General features: G+C 72.7%; 17 protein-coding genes. 4 read left to right on the plus strand and 13 right to left on the minus strand.

From position 1 onward, the window contains the following. Positions 1 to 40: 40 nt before the first annotated feature. The 3 genes from FB388_RS36300 to FB388_RS36310 form a co-directional block, all read right to left on the minus strand. Entirely contained in the window at positions 41 to 1360 is a 1320-nt protein-coding gene (locus FB388_RS36300) for an ABC transporter substrate-binding protein (protein ID WP_142107185.1), read from the minus strand. Positions 1361 to 1402: 42 nt separating this feature from the next. Next, complete coding sequence (locus FB388_RS36305; protein WP_246122872.1) at positions 1403 to 2230, minus strand: carbohydrate ABC transporter permease; 828 nt, start codon at positions 2228 to 2230, stop codon at positions 1403 to 1405. Between the two features lie 86 nt (positions 2231 to 2316). Next, positions 2317 to 3237, minus strand: coding sequence for a carbohydrate ABC transporter permease (locus FB388_RS36310; RefSeq protein WP_142107187.1), 921 nt, complete (start codon positions 3235 to 3237; stop codon positions 2317 to 2319). 155 nt (positions 3238 to 3392) lie between these two features. Between FB388_RS36310 and FB388_RS36315 the strand changes: the two genes are divergently transcribed. Beyond that, the gene (locus FB388_RS36315; RefSeq protein WP_142107188.1) at positions 3393 to 4442 is read left to right on the plus strand and encodes a LacI family DNA-binding transcriptional regulator; all 1050 of its coding nucleotides are present in this window, start codon (positions 3393 to 3395) and stop codon (positions 4440 to 4442) included. 14 nt (positions 4443 to 4456) lie between these two features. Further along, on the plus strand, positions 4457 to 7312 hold the full coding sequence (locus FB388_RS36320) for a glycoside hydrolase family 2 TIM barrel-domain containing protein (RefSeq protein WP_246122724.1): 2856 nt from the start codon (positions 4457 to 4459) through the stop codon (positions 7310 to 7312). 53 nt (positions 7313 to 7365) lie between these two features. Here the strand turns inward: FB388_RS36320 and FB388_RS36325 are convergent, their stop codons facing one another. From FB388_RS36325 to FB388_RS36345, 5 genes are all read right to left on the minus strand, one after another. Further along, a complete protein-coding gene (locus tag FB388_RS36325) occupies positions 7366 to 7791 on the minus strand; it encodes a CBS domain-containing protein (protein ID WP_142107189.1) in 426 nt (141 codons plus the stop codon). Between the two features lie 92 nt (positions 7792 to 7883). After that, entirely contained in the window at positions 7884 to 10301 is a 2418-nt protein-coding gene (locus FB388_RS36330) for a VanW family protein (RefSeq protein WP_211362440.1), read from the minus strand. 294 nt (positions 10302 to 10595) lie between these two features. Then, a complete protein-coding gene (locus FB388_RS36335; protein ID WP_142107190.1) occupies positions 10596 to 10913 on the minus strand; it encodes a GroES family chaperonin in 318 nt (105 codons plus the stop codon). 185 nt (positions 10914 to 11098) lie between these two features. Next, complete coding sequence (locus FB388_RS36340; protein ID WP_142107191.1) at positions 11099 to 12319, minus strand: ATP-binding protein; 1221 nt, start codon at positions 12317 to 12319, stop codon at positions 11099 to 11101. A 102-nt stretch (positions 12320 to 12421) separates the two neighbouring features. After that, positions 12422 to 13438, minus strand: coding sequence for a saccharopine dehydrogenase family protein (locus FB388_RS36345; RefSeq protein ID WP_142107192.1), 1017 nt, complete (start codon positions 13436 to 13438; stop codon positions 12422 to 12424). Between the two features lie 82 nt (positions 13439 to 13520). Between FB388_RS36345 and FB388_RS36350 the strand changes: the two genes are divergently transcribed. Next, positions 13521 to 14087, plus strand: coding sequence for a TetR/AcrR family transcriptional regulator (locus FB388_RS36350; protein ID WP_142107193.1), 567 nt, complete (start codon positions 13521 to 13523; stop codon positions 14085 to 14087). A 60-nt stretch (positions 14088 to 14147) separates the two neighbouring features. Here the strand turns inward: FB388_RS36350 and FB388_RS36355 are convergent, their stop codons facing one another. Next, complete coding sequence (locus FB388_RS36355; RefSeq protein WP_142107194.1) at positions 14148 to 14981, minus strand: DUF1206 domain-containing protein; 834 nt, start codon at positions 14979 to 14981, stop codon at positions 14148 to 14150. 94 nt (positions 14982 to 15075) lie between these two features. Here FB388_RS36355 and FB388_RS36360 point away from each other — a divergent pair, with 94 nt between their 5' ends. Next, positions 15076 to 15693, plus strand: coding sequence for an SIMPL domain-containing protein (locus tag FB388_RS36360; protein WP_246122726.1), 618 nt, complete (start codon positions 15076 to 15078; stop codon positions 15691 to 15693). Positions 15694 to 15704: 11 nt separating this feature from the next. Here the strand turns inward: FB388_RS36360 and FB388_RS36365 are convergent, their stop codons facing one another. The 4 genes from FB388_RS36365 to pdhA are packed head-to-tail and all read right to left on the minus strand — an operon-like array spanning position 15705 to position 19707. After that, a complete protein-coding gene (locus FB388_RS36365) occupies positions 15705 to 16178 on the minus strand; it encodes an FxsA family protein (RefSeq protein WP_142107196.1) in 474 nt (157 codons plus the stop codon). Positions 16179 to 16233: 55 nt separating this feature from the next. Further along, positions 16234 to 17535 carry a dihydrolipoamide acetyltransferase family protein gene (locus FB388_RS36370; RefSeq protein WP_142107745.1) on the minus strand — a complete coding sequence of 434 codons (1302 nt, stop codon included), beginning with the start codon at positions 17533 to 17535 and terminating at the stop codon, positions 16234 to 16236. A 5-nt stretch (positions 17536 to 17540) separates the two neighbouring features. Then, positions 17541 to 18515, minus strand: a complete 975-nt coding sequence (locus FB388_RS36375) for an alpha-ketoacid dehydrogenase subunit beta (RefSeq protein ID WP_142107197.1) — start codon at positions 18513 to 18515, stop codon at positions 17541 to 17543. Between the two features lies 1 nt (position 18516). Further along, positions 18517 to 19707 (minus strand): pyruvate dehydrogenase (acetyl-transferring) E1 component subunit alpha, encoded by a 1191-nt coding sequence (gene pdhA, locus FB388_RS36380; protein ID WP_142107198.1) that lies wholly within the window; start codon positions 19705 to 19707, stop codon positions 18517 to 18519. Positions 19708 to 19911 lie beyond the last annotated feature (204 nt).

A 19911-nucleotide genomic window follows, 5' to 3' on the forward strand; every position in this document is an offset into this window, starting at 1 on the left:
CGCCCAGCTCGATGCCGGGCGCCGTTCGTCGATGGTCGGATCAGCTGCCCTGGACCTGGAACCCCTGCTCGGTGGCGTAGCTGCGCAGCCGCTCACCCCAGGCGTTCAGACCCGCCTGCAGGTCGGTGCGGCCGACCATGGCCTGCCCGACGGTGTCGGGGAACACGCTCTCGGTGTAGTCCTGGAACGGCGTGTACTGCCAGCCCTCCGCGACCTGCCGCGAGGACTCGACGTAGACCTGGTTGGCCAGCTGCCCGCCGAGGAACGGCATCGGGGCGTTCAGCCACTCCTGGCTCTCGACGAGCCCGCTGGTCGCCGGGTAGAGGAGGCTGACCTCGTTCAGCAGCTTGGCCGCGGCCGGGTCGCCGTTCAGCCACTTCGCGAAGTCGGCCGCGGCGGCGGGGCACTCGCTCTGCGTGGTGACCGCCACGGAGGACCCGCCGTTCTCGGCCGTGACCGGCTCGCCGTAGTTCGGCATCGGTGCCACCCGCCACAGGCCCTCGGTCTGCGGGATCACGGTCTGCAGGAAGGTCGGCGCCCACGCCCCGGCGACCCAGGTGGCGTAGCGGCCCTCGGTCAACCCCCGGTACCACTCGTCGGTGAACCCGGGCACCGGCTCGACGAGCTGCTCGGAGACCAGGGTGTTGAACGTCTTGGCCCAGCGGGCGGCGCCCTCGTCGGAGAAGTCGATGGTGATCGCCGTCTCCCCCTGCCGCTGGAACGGCCGGGAACCGGCCTGCCACAGCAGGCTCTGGATCCCGCCCGCGTCGTCGGGGCCGATGTGCCCGATGAAGCGGTTCGGGTCGCTCGCGTGGATGCGCCTGCCCGCCTCGACGTACTCGTCCCACGTGGTGGGGACCGGGATGCCCAGGCTGTCGAAGATGTCCTTCCGGTACATCATGACCATGGGACCGGTGTCCTGCGGGATGCCGTAGATCCCCTCGCCGACCAGCACCTGCCGCCACGCCGACGGCAGGAACTGGTTCTCCAGCTCCGCCGCGCCGTGCTCGCGCAGGTCGACGAGCGACTCGGTGAGCACGAAGGCGGGGATGTTCTTGAACTCCATCTGGACGGCGTCCGGTGCGCCGGTGCCTGCGGTGAGCACGGTGCGCAGCTGCGTGTAGTGCTCGTCGCCCTGGCCGACGTTGACCACCTGGACGTCGGTGCCGGGGTGGGTCTGCTCGTACAGGTCCACCGCCGACTGGATGTTCGGCACCCAGGTCCAGAACGTGAGCGGACCGTCGCAGGTGGTCCCGCCGCCTCCACCGCCTCCGCCGGCACCCGAGTCGCCGCTGCAAGCGGACAGCGCCATGGCGAGCGCGACGGACGCCGCCGCCAGCGTGCTCCGTGATCGGATCATGTCGTTCGGTCCTCCCGGGGTGGGTGATCGCCGCGGTTCCAGTTACTGCTTGACCCCGCCCGTCGCGAGGCCCGACTGCCAGTACCGCTGCAGCACGAGGAACACGACGACCAGGGGGATGATCGCCAGCAACGAACCCGTGATGACGATCGTGAAGACGGCTTGGGCTCCGCCGACCTGGTAGGCCTGGCCGTTCCACTGCTGCAGCCCGACCGTGAGCGGGAACCAGGCCGGGTCGTTGAGGACGATGAGCGGCAGGAAGTAGTTGTTCCACACGTGGACGAGCTGGAAGAGCAGCACCGTCACGAAGCCGGGGGCCAGCAGACGCATGGCCACCGACCAGAAGATCCGCAGCTCGCCCGCCCCGTCGATGCGGGCCGCTTCGAGCAGCTCGTCGGGCACGGCAGCGGCCGCGTAGATCCACATGAGGTACAGCCCGAACGGGCTCGCCATCGAGGGGATGATCACCGCGAAGGGGGTGTCGACCAGCCCCACCGAGCTCATCAGCAGGTAGGTGGGGATCGCCAGTGCCGTGACCGGCACCATCACGGCTCCCAGCACGCCGGCGAGCAGCAGTCGCCGCCCCGGGAAGTCGAACTTCGCCACCCCGTACCCGCCGAGCGCCGCGAGCAGCGCTGCCCCTCCGGCGCCGGCCACCGCGTACAGGACGGTGTTGAGGAACCAGCGGCCGTAGATGCCACCGTCGTAGGTCAGGGTGTCCCGGACGTTCTCGAACAGGTGGAAGTCGCTCGCGAACCACAGGCCGAAGCTCTCGAACAGCCCCGTCGTGCTCTTCGTCGAGTTGATCACGAGCCAGGCCAGCGGCAGGAGGAAGTACGCCAGCAGGGCGAGCAGCACCGCGGTCAACACGACGCTGGGCCTGCGGTTGCGGAACCCGCCGCCTGAGGTGGACCGCCGAACCGTGCGCGCCCGCGCGGGCGTCGTCTCCACAGCGGTCACAGGATGTGCTCCCGTCGGGCGGTGGTCAGCTGCACGACGTAGGCGACGACGATCGTGACCAGTCCCAGCAACACCGAGATCGCGGCCGCGTAGTCGACCAGCTGGCCGTTGAACGCCAGCTCGTAGGCGTAGATGTTGGGCGTGTACGAGGTGCCGATCACGGCGGGCGAGAGGTCGGTCATCACCTTCGGCTCCGTGAAGAGCTGGAAGCTGCCGATCACCGAGAAGATCGTCGCGAGCAGCAGCGCAGGTCGCAGCGCGGGCAGCTTGACGCTCCACACCTTCCGGAACTCGCCTGCGCCGTCCACCTCGGCGGCGTCGTAGAGGTCCTGCGGGATCGCGCGCAGGGCCGCGTAGAGGATCAGCATGTTGTAGCCGACGAACTGCCAGGTGACGATGTTGGCCAGCGACGCGAGCATGAGCGACGACCCGAGCAGGTCCGGTGGGTCCACCCCGAACGCCTCGGCCAGCTGCCCGGTGAGGCCGAACTGGCCGCCGTAGAGGAAGCCCCACATCAAGGCGCCGACCACCGAGGGCACCGCGTAGGGCACGAAGACGCCCAGCCGGAAGAGCTTCGGCCACCAGACGCGCCTGCTGTCGATGGCCAGCGCGACGAACAGCGCCAGCAGCAGCATCACCGGCACCTGGATGACCAGGAACAGCCCGACCCGCCCGATCCCGGCGAGGAACTGGGGGTCGGTGGCGGCGCGCAGGTAGTTGTCGAGCCCGACGAACGTGGTGCCGCCGATCAGGCGCCGCCGGAACAGGCTCAGGCCCAGCGCGTACACCAGCGGCGCGACGATCGTGGCGAGGAAGACGACCAGGAACGGGGCGAAGAAGAGGAACCCGGTGAGGGCCCGCCGCCGGGAGGGGTGGGCACCTGCTCCGGCGGGCGCCCCACGGCTCACCACTGCCATCGACCGATCCTCCTCGACCGTCGCCGCGTCGTCGCGGCCGCAAGTGTGAGCGCTCACACATCGCCGGTCAAGAGGTGACCCTCAGCCGTTGCTTGCCTGAGACCCGCATGGCGGCCTTATCGTGTGAGCGTTCACAGTCGATACCGGGAGGCACCATGGTCGACAGCGGTGCCCGCCGCGCCACCGGGCGGCACGGCACGCCGGTCATGGTCGACGTCGCCGCGCTCGCCGGCGTCTCCTACCAGACCGTCTCCCGCGTGATCAACGACCAGCCGGGCGTGCGCCACTCCACCCGCGAACGGGTGCTCGCCGCGATGCGCGAGCTCGGCTACCGGCCGAGCGCCGCCGCCCGCTCGCTCGCCTCCGGGCGGTCCCGCACGATCGGGATCGTCACGATCGGCACGGACCTGTACGGGCCGGCCACCACCCTGCGGGGCGTCGAGACGGCCGTGCGCGACGCGGGTTACTCGGTGAGCACCGAGAGCCTGTCGCGCTTCGACCGCGCCTCCGCGCTGTCCGCCGTCGAGCGCATGGCCGCGCAGCGCGTCGAGGGCATCCTGGCGATCGACCCCGAGGTGGACGCCGCCGCCGCGCTGCGCGCCATGCCGCCCACCGTCCCGCTGATGGTCCTGTGCGGTGGTCTGGACGCCGTGGCGGCCGGCTTCCAGTTCGACTCGACCGCCGGGGCCCACAACGCCGTCCGTCACCTGCTCGACCTCGGCCACCCCACGGTCCGGCACCTCTCCGGGCCGCTCCGCTTCGAGGCGGCGCGCTCCCGGGTGCGGGGCTGGCGCGCGGCCCTCGAGGCGGCCGGGGCGCCGGTTCACGGGCCGCTGGAGGGTGACTGGAGCGCGCGCTCCGGCTACGCCACCGGGCGGGTGCTCGCGGCCGATCCGGAGGTGAGTGCCGTGTTCGCCGCCAACGACCAGATGGCGCTCGGGCTGATGCTCGCGCTGCACGAAGCCGGCCGCACCGTGCCGGGGGACGTCAGCGTGATCGGCTTCGACGACATCCCCGAGGCGGCCTACTTCATCCCGCCGCTCACGACCCTCCGCCAGGACTTCGTCGACGAGGGGCGCCGCGCCGTCGCGATGCTGCTCGCCCAGATCGAGCACCCGGGTGCCGCCGAGCCCATCCCGGTGCGGATGGTCCCCGACCTGATCGTGCGCTCCAGCACCGGCCGGTACACCCCACGCCCCGTCTGAAGGAGGAACCGCCCGTGACGTCCGCGCCCTATCTCGAGGACCCGCGTCCGGATGCCCGGATGCTGCCGCCCCGCGCCGCGGTCCGGTCGGACGCACCCCGGATGAGCCTCAACGGGCAGTGGCGGTTCGAGCTGTCCCCGACGGTGGAGGAGGCCCCGGCCGGCTTCGCCGACCCCGGGTTCGACGACGCGGGGTGGGCGCAGCTGCCGGTGCCGGCGCACTGGCAGCTGCACGGCTACGGCAAGCCGGCCTACACCAACACCCGCTACCCCTTCCCGATCGATCCGCCCCACGTGCCCACGGAGAACCCGACGGGCAGCTACCGCCGCACGGTCGCCGTGCCCGCCGACTGGGCGGGCGAGCGGATCGTGCTGCGGTTCGAGGGCGTCGACTCCTGCTTCGCGGTGTGGGTGAACGGCCACGAGGTCGGCACCGCACAGGGCAGCAGGCTGCCGTCCGAGTTCGACGTCACCGAGGTCGTCCGCCCCGGGGCCGACAACCTGGTGGCGGTGCGGGTGCACCAGTGGTCGGCGGGGAGCTACCTCGAGGACCAGGACATGTGGTGGATGTCCGGGATCTTCCGGGAGGTCTCGCTGCTGGCGCGCCCGGCGAGCGGGGTGGAGGACGTGTTCGTGCACGCCGGCTACGACGACGGCGCCGGGATGCTGCGCGTCGAGGCCCCCGCGAACGCGCGGGTGCTCGTGCCGGAGCTCGGCATCGACGTCGCCGCGGGCGAGGAGGTGCGGGTCGAGGGCGTGCAGCCGTGGAGCGCCGAGGTGCCCCGGCTCTACGACGTGGCGGTGGTGACGCCCGCCGAGCGCGTCGAGCTGCGGGTCGGCTTCCGCACGGTCCGGATCTCCGGCGGCCTGCTCACCGTCAACGGCAACCGGGTGCTGCTGCGCGGGGTGAACCGGCACGAGTTCCACCCCGACCGCGGCCGCGCGGTCACCGAGCAGGACATGCTCGACGACGTGCTGCTCATGAAGCGGCACAACGTCAACGCCGTGCGCACCAGCCACTACCCGCCCCACCCCCGGTTCCTCGAGCTGTGCGACGAGTACGGCCTGTACGTCGTGGACGAGTGCGACCTCGAGACCCACGGCTTCGTGCACGTGGGCTGGCGCGGCAACCCGACCGACGACCCGACCTGGGGCGACGCGTACGAGGACCGGATGCGCCGGATGGTGGAGCGCGACAAGAACCACCCCAGCGTGATCATGTGGTCGCTCGGCAACGAGTCCTGGACCGGCCGCAACCTCGAGCGGATGTACCGCTACGCGAAGGACCGCGACCCCGGCCGTCCGGTGCACTACGAGCACTGCCCGGACGGGCGCTGGTCCGACGTCTACAGCCGGATGTACGCCTCCCAGGCCGAGACCGACCTCATCGGTCGCCGGGAGGAACCGGCCCGCGGCGTCGACCCCGTGCAGGACGCCGCACGGCGCGAGGCGCCGTTCGTGCTCTGCGAGTACGCCCACGCGATGGGCAACGGCCCCGGCGGGCTCACGGAGTACCAGGAGCTGTTCGAGGCCCACCCCCGTTGCCAGGGCGGTTTCGTCTGGGAGTGGATTGACCACGGCCTGCGCACCCGGGACGCGCAGGGCCGCGAGTTCTTCGGCTACGGCGGCGACTTCGGCGAGGAGCTGCACGACGGCAACTTCGTGGCGGACGGGCTGCTCTTCCCGGACCGCACGCCCTCGCCGGGTCTGCACGAGTTCGCCAAGGTGATCGAGCCAGTGCGGATCGCGGGCACACCCGACGGGCGCCTGCGCGTCACCAACCTGCACGAGGTGCTCGACCTCGGCCACCTGCGGTTCCCCTGGGCCGTCGAGGAGGACGGGGTCGAGGTCGAGTCGGGCGAGCTGGACGTGCCCCACGTGGCGGCGGGCGAGAGCGTCGAGCTCGACCTGCCGGCCAAGGCGGGCGGCGACGCCGAGACCTGGCTGACCGTGCGCGCCGTACTCGCCGGGGACGAGCCGTGGGCGCCGACGGGCCACGAGATCGGCTGGGGCCAGGTGCGGCTGGTGGAGCGCCCGCGGGGAGCGGCCCTACCGGGCAGCGGCGCGGTGGCGCTGGACCGCGTGCGCGGGGTGCTCACGGAGCTCGCAGGTCTCACGGTGGACGGTCCGCGCCTCGACGCGTGGCGCGCCCCCACCGACAACGACCGGATCCCGCGCGACTCGGCCGCCGACGCCTGGCGGGCGATCGGCCTGCACCGGCTGCGGCACCGCGTGGTCGACGTTCGCGACGAGGACGGTGGGGTGGTCGTGCGCACCCGCACGGCGCCGGCCGCTCTCGACGCCGGGTTCCTGTCCACCATGCGCTGGGTCCCGCTCGCAGGCGGCGGGCTGCTCCTCGACGTCTCCGTGCAACCGGAGGGCGAGTGGCCGGCACCGATCCCGCGGCTGGGTCTCGTCTGCTCGCTGCCGGCGGAGCTGGACGGCGTCACCTGGTACGGCGGCGGGCCCGGGGAGGCCTACCCCGACACGCGGCGCGCGGCGCGCATCGGCCGGTTCACCAGTTCCGTGGACGCACTCCAGACGCCGTACGTCATGCCACAGGAGAACGGCAGGCGGGCGGACGTGCGGTGGGCCGAGCTGACCGGCGGGGGTGGCGGCCTGCGGATCGAGGCCCTGCCGACCGGCGAAGGGGACCCGGGGACGTTCGCGTTCACCGCGCGGCGCTGGACCAGCGCCGACCTCGACGCCGCACGGCATCCCGTCGACCTCGTGCCGCGCGACCGGGTCTGGCTCACCGTGGACCTGGCCCACCGCGGCATCGGCACCGCGAGCTGCGGGCCCGACGTGCTGCCGCAGCACGAGCTGCACGCGGCACCCGTCCGACTGCGGCTCGCCATGACCCCGGCCTGATCAGGCGTCGGAAGTGGATACGAGTGCTCCGGCACTCGTATCCACTCACGGGGTCAGCCTGCGATGTAGCTCTGCAGCTGCTCCCGTTCCGACTCCAGCAGGTCGATGCGCGCCTTCACCAGGTCGCCGATGCTGACGATGCCGGCCAGCTCACCGTTCACGAGCACCGGGAGGTGCCGGAAGCGGCGGGAGGTCATGACGGCGGCGAGGTCACCGACGTCGTCGCTCGGGCTGCACGTGGTGACCTCGGTGGTCATGATGTCCGCCACCTTGGCCTGGAGGAGCGATGCACCACCCGCGTGCAGCCGCCGCACGACGTCCCGCTCGGAGACGATGCCGATCAGGCTGCCGTTCTCGATGACGGGCAGGGCGCCCACGTTGTGGGAGGCGAGCACGCCGAGGAGTTCGGTGACCGTGACCTCGGGCCCGACCGTCGCCACGGTCGTGCCCTTTCTGCGCAGTACGTCAGCGATCCGCATGCTCAGTACCCCCGATCTCGTCGCCGCTGAACAACCGAGGGTACGAACTGAGGTCCCGGTTCCGGAACCCCCAGCCACGGCCTGGTGCCCCGCTAGTCCTCGCAGACGACGCGGGGCGCGGGGTTGTAGCGCGTGGTGATGGTCTCCCTGCTGACCTCGCCGGTGTCGACGTTGCGCCGGGTGCGGGTGTCGGTGATCGTGAAACCGGGGGACCCGTTGCTGGCGTGGCAGTCCTCTCCCGACGGGATGGTGATCTCGTTGGGCTGGGTCGGGTTGGTGCGCGGCCCGAACTCGCCCGTGACCTCGAACTGGCGCTGTCCGTAGATCTGCACCGTGACCGACGTCGGCGTCCACCGGGTGCGGATCATGATCGGCGTCTTGTTGTCGTTGCGGAACTTGTTGTCGATCGCCCCGGTGGCGATCGTCGCCTCCCGGCCGGCCGGGTAGCGGCTGATGTAGAAGCTGTGCGCCTTGTGCTCCAGCAACGTCATGCCGGCGAAGTAGGCGGCGTTGTAGAGCGTGGTGGACACCTGGGAGGCCCCGCCGGCGATGCCGCGGGACGCCCGCCCGTTGTCGATCACGCCGGCTTCGACGTACCCGTTGGCCGCGGTGCGCGGTCCGGTGACCGCGTCGAGGCTGAACACCTCGCCCGGCTGCACCACCGTGCCGTTGACCAGCTCGGCGGCCCGGCGGATGTTCTGGCCGGAGTCGGGGGCGAACCCGCCCGTCGTGAACTCGCCGATGATCTCCGGGTTGCCCAGCGCCTGCAGCTCCTCGGTGGTGACCTCGGCCGGCTTCTCCGCGTAGACCGCGGTGACCTCACGGGGTTCCGCGCTGCTCAGCACACCGACCATCGCCGCGACCGTCGCCTGGTAGTCGACGCCGCGCCCGTCCTGCGACGGAACGAGGACGGGACGGCCGCTCGAGAAGTCGAACGTGGCATCCCGGCCCGGCTTCTCCGACGCGGCCAGCTGGGACCCGAGCGCGTCCTGGATCGCCTGCTGGTTCAGCTGCGGCACCAGGTCGCCGTTCTCGGCCTGGAAGCTCAGCGACGCCGCGATCACCTCCGGGGTGACCGTGCCCTTCACCCCGTTCTCGCCGACGACCGTGATCGGCGCGGCCACCGCCGGACGCGCGATGTCCTCGACCGCGGTGGCGACGTCCTCAGCGGTGGTGGTGGGCGGAAGCGCGGTGAGCGGCAGCGCGACCGCGCCCCCGTTCGCCCAGTCCCGCTGCAGGACCTCGCTGGCCCCGGGAACGTCGAGCTGCTGGCCCGGCTGCGGGTCCACCGGCTGCGGCTGCGTGCCCTCGAACCGCACCGTGCCCTCGACCGGATCCCGGTCGACGACCGGCCCGAGCTGCTCCAGCGCCTGGACCACCGCCGTGGGATCGGCGATCGTGACGACCCCGGTCTCGCGCTCCGAGAAGAACGACGTGATCCGGGTGATCGGGTTCAGCGGCTGGGAGCCTGCGCGGTCGAGCGTGGCCTCCCAGTCGATGGACAGACCCGCCGCCGCGGGGTCGATCTCCCCGCGCGCATCGCCGACGGTGACCGGGATCGGGCCCGCCGTGCGGGTGCCGATCTCCGAGCGCAGCTGCGTCTCGGCGTCGGCGAGCGACAGCCCGCCCACGCCGATGCCGGCCACCGTGACACCGCGCGGCATCGATCCGGAGCTCAGCAGCAGGTCGGCGCCGTAGAGCACGCCGAGCGCGCCGACCACCGCCGCGAGCACCAGCACGCGCCTGCGCCCGCGGCCGGGCCTGCGGCCGCCGTCGGTGCCGGTGGGGGGTCCTCCGTCGTCGATGTCGCCGGGACCGCCGAGACCGACGCGGGTGGGGAGGTCGGGCGGCGGCAGCGGCGGGCGGGGCGCCATGGCCGGGATCCGCTCGATCCGCTCGGTGGCCGGCTCCTCGGTGGCCACCGGCGAGCGGCGCGGCAGCATCTGGGTGGCCGCGGCGTCGTCGACGGGCCGGGGTGCCACCGGGACGACGACCGTGGTGGCCTCGCCGGGCCGCTGCTCTGCGGCTGCTCGGTTCTCACCGGCCGGACGCTGGTGCGGCGCCGCGGACGGGCGGGGGTCGGCGAGCGGATGCGGGGTCGGGGCAGGCCGCGCTTCGGCCGCAGGCCGCTCGACCGACGGGCGCGGCGCAGCGGGCGGCCGCGCATCGGCCTTCGGGTGCGGCGCAGGGGACGGGCGGGGGTCGGCGAGCGGGTGCGCCCCCGCGGGCGGGCGCGGATCGGCGAGCGGGTGCGGTTCCGCCGATGGACGCGCCGCGGGGGACGGCCGCTGGGCCGCTGCACGCACCGTGGGCGCTTCGCCGACCGTGGGCTGCGCCTTGGTGACCTGCCCGTCGCCGGCCTGACCGTTCGACGCGTGACCGTTCGTCGCCTGGCCGTTGGCGGCCTTCCCGTTCGGAGCGTGGCCGTTGTCTGCGTGACCGTTGCCCGGTTGACCGTTCGGTTGCTCGACGGGGCGGGGTACCGGGGCGCGCCCGGTGGGCGTGCGCACCGTCGGGCTCTCGTCGCCACCTGGCCGCGGTCCGGCTGGTGCGGGCCGCGGGGTCGGGCGCGGCGTCGGCGCGGGAGCGGTCTCGCTGCCCGCGCGCTCGGCCGTCCGGACCGGAGAGGGCACCTGCGCGGCATCCGCCGCGTCCCCCGACGCCGGCTTCTCCGTTCCCCCGGTGCTGACGTGCTCCGTGATCTCCGGCTCCGGAGAAGCCGTCGCCTCCCCAGGCGATGACTGCCGCTCGGGCATTGAAGTCCGTTTCCCCTCAACCATCGGACCGGGCGGAAGCCCGGTCCGTCACAGGTACAGCCCAGTACCGTGCTCGGTGCGCTCCGTGGCGACGGCGTGCACTTCCCGTTCCCGAAGGACCAGGTAGGTGGCGCCCTGCACGTCGACCTCGTACTGGTCGTCGCGCGCGAACAACACCCGGTCGCCGACCTTGACGGTGCGGCAGTGCGCTCCCGTACCGAGCACCTCCCCCCAGACAAGACGCCTGGCGACCTCCGCGGTTGCGGGGATGACGATTCCCGCACCGCTACGCCGCTCCCCGGCCGAGTCCGGCTTCACGAGGACCCGGTCGTGCAGCATCTGGATCTCGAGCTTGGCGTCCTGCATCGGACCGATGCTACGAGGAGGTCCTGAAAGGCCCCTGACCGGCCCGAAGATGCGGAGAGCCCCGCGGTGCTGTCAGGTCGGGGGTCCGACAGCGCCGCGGGGCTGTACCTGGAATCGGACATCGGGCCCCGGCCGTTACCTGTGCCCGCGATATGGGCCGGTTTCACCCGTTCGGAGCAGTATTATCAGGGCTGCGTGAGCAGGTAGCGGCCGAAGTGGGGCACGGTGAACGCGATCTGACCCCGTTGGGCCGAGAAGACGAGCCCCTTCTTCAACAGGCTGTCACGGGCCGGGGATAGAGATGAAGCCTTTCGGCCGAGGTGATCCGCGATCCCGGCGGTCCCGACGGGCTCGTCCCTGCCCTCGGAGAGCTCGGCCATCGCGCGCAGGTACTCCCGCTCCGCGGGCGTCGCCCGCTCGTACCGGGACCCGAAGAAGCCGACGGCGAGCTCGCTCTCGGCCTCCGGCGCCGCCAGCTTGACGTCGGGCGCCCCGATCGGGCTGCGGGGAGCGGCGTCCCACGCCGCCTTCCCGTAGGCCTGCACGAAGTACGGGTAGCCACCCGAGGCCTCGTACAGGGCGTCCAACGCGTCGAGGTCGAACGATGCGTCCTCCCGCTCGGCGGGCGCGAGCAGCGCGAAGTCGGCGTCGGCCCGGTCGAGCTGCCCGATCCGCACGTACTTGAACAGCCGCTCCGAGTAGGACTTCGACGCCGAGAGCACCGCGGGCAGGTGCGGCAGCCCGGCCCCGACCACCACGAGCGGGGCACGGGACTGCGACAGCTCGTGGCACGCCGCGCACAGCGCCGAGATGTCGTCCGGGCGCAGGTCCTGCATCTCGTCGATGAGCACGGCCACCCCGGAACCGACCTCCTGGGCGAGCCCCGCCACCTCGGTGAACAGCTCGACGAGGTCGATCTCGATGTCGCCGGAGTCGGCCCGGCCGTTGGCGACGGGCACGTCGATGCCGGGCTGCCAGCGTTCGCGCAGCTTCGCGCCGTCGGGCGCCGAACGCATCGCGAACGCCTTCAGCACACCGAGCACCTCGTCGGCGCGGTCCGGGTCGACCGGATCGTCGCCCGCCCGCTCCGGGTCCCGGTGGCGCACGGCGAGGTCGCGGATTGCCCGGTGCAGTGCCGCGGCGAGCGGGCGGCGCAGGTCGGCGTCCGGCCGCGCCTCGATCTTGCCGGCCCCCCACCCGGCCCGCATCGCCATCGACCGCAGCTCGCCGAGCAACACGGTCTTGCCGACCCCGCGCAGCCCCGTCAGCACGAGGCTGCGCTCCGGCCGGCCGCGGGCCACCCGCTCCAGCACGATCTCGAACGCGTCGAGCTCCTTGTCGCGGCCGGCGAGCTCGGGGGGCCGCTGGCCCGCGCCGGGCGCGAACGGGTTGCGCACGGGGTCCATCCATCGGACGGTATCGGCGGATCTTGCCCAGACCGTAGAAGCGGCTATCGAGAGCGATGGCGTGTCGCCGATCGCCTGCTCTAAAACAGTCTCGGGCAATCGCTAGACACCGCGATACTCCGGAATCGAGGCGTCGACGAAGGAGGCGCCGACCTCCGACAACCGCGACGCCGCGTAGGCCGGGTCGATCAGCGACTCCGGGGTGTGGATGCCCGGCGCGGGCGCCTCGCCGCGCAGACCGAGCAGCCGTTCGACGCCGAGAGCGACGCCGAGAGCGGTGAGCGGCCGCTGCCCGTCCGGGTGCACGAGGTACCGACTGGTGCGCAGCGGCGCGCCCGCCGCGTCCACCCCCTCGACGTCGATCCGGATCTCGATCGAGGGCTTTCCCCCGCGGCGCCGGCCCGCCGACTCGCCGATCGCGTAGTCGAAACGGACGTCGGGCGCTCCCGTCGCGTGGGCGAGGCTCGGCACGTCGAGGATCGGGACGCTCTGGGCCGGCAGGACCGCGCCGTCCAGGGCGCGTACCTCGGCCTGCGAATCGGACGCGGCGAGCCAGGTGAAGACGCCGTCCAGACGCCGCAGTCCCGCGGAGGAGGCCGTGAACAACCGCTCGAGGTCCGCCAGTCCCGCGGGTCCACCCGCGTCCAGCTCGTCCAGGACGGCGCCGATGCCGATGCTGTCGACCCGGTCGAACCCCCGGGCGACGTGCAGCGCCGCGAGCACTCCGGTGCCGGCGCAGAAGTGGCTGGCCAGCAGGATCGGCGATGCGCTCGGCTGCTGGGCGCCCGCGACGACCTCCGGCGCGATGTCGACAAGGCCGCTGGAGATGCTGAGGTACGGCACTCCGCGTTGCTGCGCGTGGCGCAGCCCGTGCAGGTGGTCGTCCCAGATCGCGGCGACCACGGCCGAATGGCTGCCGCCTGCCGGGAGACCGAGATCGCCGCGCGTCAGGTCGACGGTGACGGCCGTGGCGTGGCCGAGCTCGTCGGCCACCCGGCGGGCGCGGTCGATGTTCCGTCCCGCGATCGTCAGCGGCAGCGTCGGGTGCCACCGCCGCAGGAGCGCCGCCGTCCCCGCGCCCGCCTGACCGGACCCACCCAGGATCAGTACCGATTCCACTTGGCCACTCCCTCTCGTAGCGACATTTTGTAACTTACACTTTGTAGCTACACTGACCGCAGGAACGCAAGGGGGAACCTCGATGCGCCTGTCCAAGCAGGCCCGGCGGGAGCAGCTGCTCGACGCCGCTCTCCGGATCGTGCGGGAGCACGGTGCCGACGGCCTGACCCTCGTGACGCTCGCGGAGGAGGCCGGGGTGAGCAGGCCGATCGCGTACGACCACTTCGGCACCCGCACGGGCCTCCTGCTCGCGCTCTACCGGCGACTAGAGGAACGGCACCGGGCAGCCGTGACGGAGGCGCTGCGCACCGCCGGACCCACTGCGGGCGCGGTCGCCGACGTCATGAGCGCCGCGTACTTCGCATGCGCCACCGACATGCCGGAGTTCAGCGCGGTCTCGGCGGCGTTGAAGGGCGACCCCGAGGCGGAGGCGCTCCAGCACGAGATGCTCGACGGGTACACGGAGGTGATGGCGGCAGCCCTCGCCCCGCATTCCGGTCTCCCGGCCGACGCGCTCCGGCTGCGCTGCATCGCCGCGCTGGCCGCCGCGGACGCGATCGCCGCCGAGCTGAACCGCGGCCGCACCTCCGCGGCGGACGCCGTCACCGCGCTGGCCGACCTGATCGGGGGTGGCATCGCCCGGTCGTGACGACGATGACCCTTTCTGCCCCAGTATCGGCTCCCCGCTAGAGAGCGCGAGAATCCCCGATCAGGCGCGGCGGGTGGCGGCGTCCGCGACGCAGAACACCCCGAACGCGGCGAAGCCCGCGGCCACCACGACGAGCAGCCACGTCCCCGCCGAGGTGCTCCCCAGCGCGCGCAGTGCCGTGTCGAGGCCGCCTGCCCACGCCGGATCCGCGAACAGCGCCGCCGCACCGGCGAGACCGCCGACCACCGCGATGGCGAGCGCACGGGCGAGGTGCCCGGCAGCCCCCGCCACCTCGATCGCGTTCCGCAAACCGGGCGCGAGCGCCTTGACGTCGAGATCGCCCATGAACGTGCGGCGCACGCCGGTGTAGGTCATCGCGCAGGCGATCCCGACCAGCACGACGGCGACGAGCCCCAGCAGCACCCGCCCGGCGGGGAGCTCCAGCACGTGCGCCGCCAGCTGCTGCACGCTGGTGGCGCGGGCCGAGCCGACGCCCGCCAGGTAGTCGATGACGATCCCCGCGAGCGCGCTCACCGCGATCGATTTCATCACCGCGCCCACCCGCTTGCGCAGCCGCTCGTTGCCGTGCACCCACTTGAACCCGATCGCGGCGGCCGTGAGCTGCCACAGCGCGAACGCGAACAGGCCGATCACGGCCACGAGGAGCGCGAAGACGCCGCCCGGCGTGCGCGCGATCGTCCCGACCGCACCGACGGCGTCGGGCGGGGCGTCCGGCACGCCGAAGGCCACGTGGAGCGCGAGCCACGCGACGACGAGGTGCACCAGCCCGTAACCGACGAGCCCGATGCGGCCGAGCCCGTCGACCACCTGCCCCGGCGCGTCGGACCGCCCTTCCCGCACGAGCCGCCTCAGGCGCACCAGGGGCCGAGCCATCCCGTACCCCTCCCACTGCTCATCGCGCCGTCTGCACTCCTATTGCCCTTGGAGTAGAGATCTGAATACAGCGCGATCTGGTTTCCTTGGCATTGTGACCGAGACCGCTCCGCAGATCGTGACCGAGGGCACCGGCTGGCACGAGCAGCTGGGCGACCGCGCGGAGCTCGATGTCAGCTTCACGGCCGTGGCGCGCTCCCGCTCCGATGCCGTGCGCGAGCTCGGCCGGCGGGTGGCGGCGGCGGAGGCCGCGCTCGCGCACCCCGGGCTGGAGGTGCGGCACCGCCGTATCCGGGTGCACAACGAGTGGCGGGGCAACCGCATCGTGGGCTGCCGCGCAGGCGAGGACCTCGCGCTGCTCGTTACCGAAGTCGGCGCGCTCGACGCCGTGCTGTCGGCGCTGGTCGGGGCCGAGCCGACCGATCTCCAGGGGCCGAGATGGGTGCTCGCGGACCCGGCCGCTGCACTACGGGAGGCGCAGAAGCGCGCCGTGGCCGACGCCCGCGCACGCGCCGAGGGGTACGCCGACGCACTCGGCGCGACCCTCGGCCCCCTCCTCCGGCTGTCCGAGGCGGCGGAGCACGGCGTTCCCGTGGCCTACCGGATGGCCGCGGCCGAAGCGGCGGGCCCCGACGTGCGCGCGCTCGGCCTGGAACCGGAGCCGGTCCGGGTGACGGCGCGGTGCACCACCACCTGGGCGCTGACTGTGTGAACCGCCCCTGGTCAGCGCGGGTCGCCGGGCACGACCGTGCCCTCGATCACCATGCGCTCGGGCCGTGGGGCGTCGTGCTCGACCACCTCGCCGTCGACCACCGGAGCCTGGCTTCGGATGCGCGCGGTGCGCAGCTCGGGGGAGCGCTCCTCCGCCGCGCGGACCAGCCGGCGACGCACCAGCGCACGGGTGGGCGACAGCACCAGTAGCAGCCCGGCGAGGTCGGTGACCAGGCCGGGCAGGAACAGCAGCACGCCGCCCGCGGCCACGAGCATGCCGTCGGTGACCTCGGCGGTGGGCACCCGCCGGTTGCTCACCGCCTCGGCGAGTGCCTGCGCGGCCCGCACGCCCTCGCGGCGGGCGAGCCACAGCCCGAGCACCGACCCGGCCATGAGCACGAGCAGCGTCCAGCCCAATCCGATCGCCGACCCGAGCGCGACCAGCGCGACGATCTCGACCACGAGGTACAGGAGCACGAACGCCATGCTCGGTTAACGCACGAGGTGGCGTCCGTGCTCCCGATGACCAGTTACGGATCGGTCACCACGTGAGAGCGAGCCCCGGATCCGCGAGCAGCGCGCCGACGTCCGCGAGGAAACGGGAGCCCTGCTCGCCGTCGACGAGCCGGTGGTCGAACGACAACGCCAGCTGGCACACCGTGCGCACCGCCAGCTCGCCGTCCACCACCCATGGCATCGGCTTGATCGCGCCGACCGCCAGGATCGCCGCCTCCCCCGGGTTGATGATCGGGGTGCCGGTGTCCACGCCGAACACGCCGACGTTGGTGATGGTGAACGTGCCGCCGACGAGGTTGGCAGGCGGTGTCTTCCCGGCCCGTGCCGTGCCGGTGAGGTCGGCGAGCGCGCCGGCCAGCTCACGCAGCGAGAGCGTGTCGGCGTTGCGGATCTTCGGCACGATCAGCCCGCGCGGCGTGGCCGCGGCGATCCCGAGCTGCACGCGGTCGTAGTAGACGATCTCGCCGGCCGCCTCGTCCCACGAGGCGTTGACGTCCGGGGTGCGCTTCGCGGCGAGGCACACCGCCTTGGCCACGAACGCCAGCGGCGTGAGCTTCACGTCGGCGTACTCGCGGGTGGCCCGCAACCGGTCCCGCAGGGCCATCGTCTCCGTGACGTCGACGGCCAGGAACTCGGTGACGTGCGGCGCGGTGAACGCGCTGCCCGACACGGCCGCCGCCGTGGCCTTGCGCACGCCGCGGATCGGCTCGCGGCGCACCCCACCCACGCTCGGGGCCGGAGCACTCGGAGCCGGAGCCGGCGCACTCGGAGCCGGAGCCGGCGCACTCGGAGCCGGCGCGACCGCCGCCTCGACGTCCGCCCGGGTGATCACACCGCCCTCGCCGCTGCCGCTGACGCTCCGCAGGTCGACCCCGAGGTCCTTGGCGAGCTTGCGCACCGGCGGCTTCGCGAGGGGGGCGGCCCCGTCGCGCGGCGCCTCGGGCGCGGGCTCCGGCGCTGGTTCCGGAGCCGCGGCCGGGCTCGCCTGGCCACGGCGGGCGCGGCGGGTCACCGAGCCCTGGCGCGGGCCGTAGCCCACCAGGTTGGGGACGGCCTCCTCGTCGTCGGCCTTCGCCACAGGCGCCCCGCCGCCCGTGTCGATCGCGATGATCGGGGTGCCGACCTCGATCGTCTCGCCGGGCCGCGCGAGCAGCTCGGCCACCGTGCCCGCCCACGGGCTGGGCAGCTCGACGGCGGCCTTCGCCGTCTCGATCTCGCAGATGACCTGGTTGACGGTGACGGTGTCCCCCGGCTCGACCTGCCAGGTGACGATCTCGGCCTCGGTGAGGCCCTCACCGACGTCGGGGAGGGTGAACTCGCGCAGCATCGGCGTCACCAGGCCAGCGAGCGGTCGACGGCGTCCAGGACGCGGTCGAGGTCGGGGAGGTAGTCCTCCTCGCACTTCGACGGCGGGTAGGGCGTGTCGAACCCGGTGACCCGCAGCACGGGCGCCTCGAGGGAGTAGAACGCCGCCTGCTGGACGCGGGCCACGACCTCGGACGTGATCGAGGACTCCGACGGCGCCTCGGCCACGACGACCAGGTGGCCGGTGCGCCGCACCGACTCCAGCACCGGGTCCAGGTCGAGCGGGGACAGCGTGCGCAGGTCGATCACCTCGAGCTCGTGGCCGTCGGACTCGGCCGCGCTTGCGGCGGCGAGGCAGGTCTTCAGCATCGGCCCGTAGGTGGCGACGGTGAGCGTGCTGCCCGGCCGCACCACGCGGGACGCGAAGAGCGGATGCGGCTCGGCGTCCAGGTCGATCTCGCCCTTCTCCCAGTACCGCCGCTTCGGCTCGAAGAAGATCACGGGGTCGTCGCTCGCGATGGCCTGCTGGATCATCCAGTAGGCGTCGGCCGGGTTCGAGCAGGCCACGACCTTCAGCCCCGCGGCGTGCGCGAAGTACGACTCGGGCGACTCGCTGTGGTGCTCGACCGCGCCGATGCCCCCGCCGAACGGGATCCGCACGACGACCGGCACCTTGACCTTGCCCTGCGAGCGGTAGTGCAGCTTGGCCAGCTGGGAGACGATCTGGTCGAAGCCGGGGAAGACGAACCCGTCGAACTGGATCTCGCACACCGGCCGGAACCCGCGGATCGCCAGGCCGACGGCGGTGCCGATGATGCCCGACTCGGCGAGCGGGGTGTCGAGAACGCGCTGCTCGCCGAAGTCCTTCTGCAGCCCGTCTGTGACCCGGTAGACGCCGCCGAGCTTGCCGACGTCCTCGCCCATCACGATGACCTTCGGGTCGCGCTCCATCGCCGCCCGCAGGCCGTTGTTCAGCGCCTTGGCCAGGGTCGTCTGCGCCATCTCAGACCCCCTCGAACGACGCGTGGTAGTCGAGGAACTCGGCGCGCTGCGCCTCGATCAGGGGCGAGGGTTCCGCGTACACCTGGGAGAACATCCGGTCCGGGGCCGGCTGCGGCATGTTCACGCAGAACTCGCGGAACCGGGCGGCCAGCTCGTCGGACTCGGCCTGCACCCCGTCGAAGAACTCCTGGCCGACGCCGTGCTCGCGCACCAGGTTGACCCGCACGCGTTCGATCGGGTCCTTGAGCTTCCACAGCTCCAGCTCGTCGGCGAGGCGGTAGCGCGACGGGTCGTCCGAGGTGGTGTGGGCGTCCATCCGGTAGGTGAACGCCTCGATCAGCACCGGGCCGTTGCCGGACCGGCACTCCTCGAGCGCCCAGCGCGTGACGGCGAGGCAGGCGAGCACGTCGTTGCCGTCGACCCGGATGCCGGGGAACCCGTAGCCGGTGGCGCGCTTGTAGAGCGGCACCCGGCTCTGCCGCTCCGTCGGCTCGGAGATGGCCCACTGGTTGTTCTGGCAGTAGAAGACGACGGGCGCGTCGTAGACCGCGGCCCACACGAAGCCCTCGTGCACGTCACCCTGGCTGGTGGCACCGTCGCCGAAGAAGCAGATCGTGGCCTCGCTGTCGGGGCCGTCGCCGACCTTGCCCTCGAACTTCTGGCCCATCGCGTACCCGGCGGCGTTCAGCACCTGGTTGCCGATGACGATCGTGTAGAGGTGGAAGCGGGTGGCCTTCGGGTCCCAGCTGCCGTGGTCGGTGCCGCGGAAGATCCCGAGCAGGTCCGTGGGGTCGATTCCCCTCGTCCACGCCACCCCGTGCTCCCGGTACGACGGGAACGCCATGTCCTGGGGCGCCATGGCGCGTCCCGCCCCGATCTGCGCGGCCTCCTGGCCGAGCAGCGGCACCCAGATGCCGAGCTGGCCCTGGCGCTGCAGCGCGTTGCCCTCGCGGTCGAACCGGCGCACCAGCACCAGGTCCCGGTAGAGGCTGCGCAGGGCGTCGACGTCGACGTCGGTGGCGTACTTGTCGAAGCGGGGGTCGGCCACCCGCTCGCCCTCCGGCGTGAGGAGCTGGACGAGCTCCGGGTCGCCCTCGTCGGTGGCCTTCAGGCCGGCGACCACGTGCTCACGGCTGGGCCGCGAGTCCTGGCTGCCCGCTGTGGGTGGGGTCCAGTCCTGCGGAACGGACACGGTGCCTCCTCGTGCTCGTCGACCTGCTCCCGTTCGTGGCAGGACGCAGGGCGTGGCGCGTCCGGTCGAGGACGGCCCGATGCGGGTCCGCGACCGGCTCAGGGCGCAATCCTGACACGGCGCACACCCGCAGGGGAGATGGCCCGCGGGCCCGGGTGGGGCGCGTCGAGGGGCCCGCCCGACCGGGCGGCCGTCGAACCGAGA

The sequence above is a fragment of the Pseudonocardia cypriaca genome (assembly GCF_006717045.1).
Lineage (GTDB): Bacteria > Actinomycetota > Actinomycetes > Mycobacteriales > Pseudonocardiaceae > Pseudonocardia > Pseudonocardia cypriaca.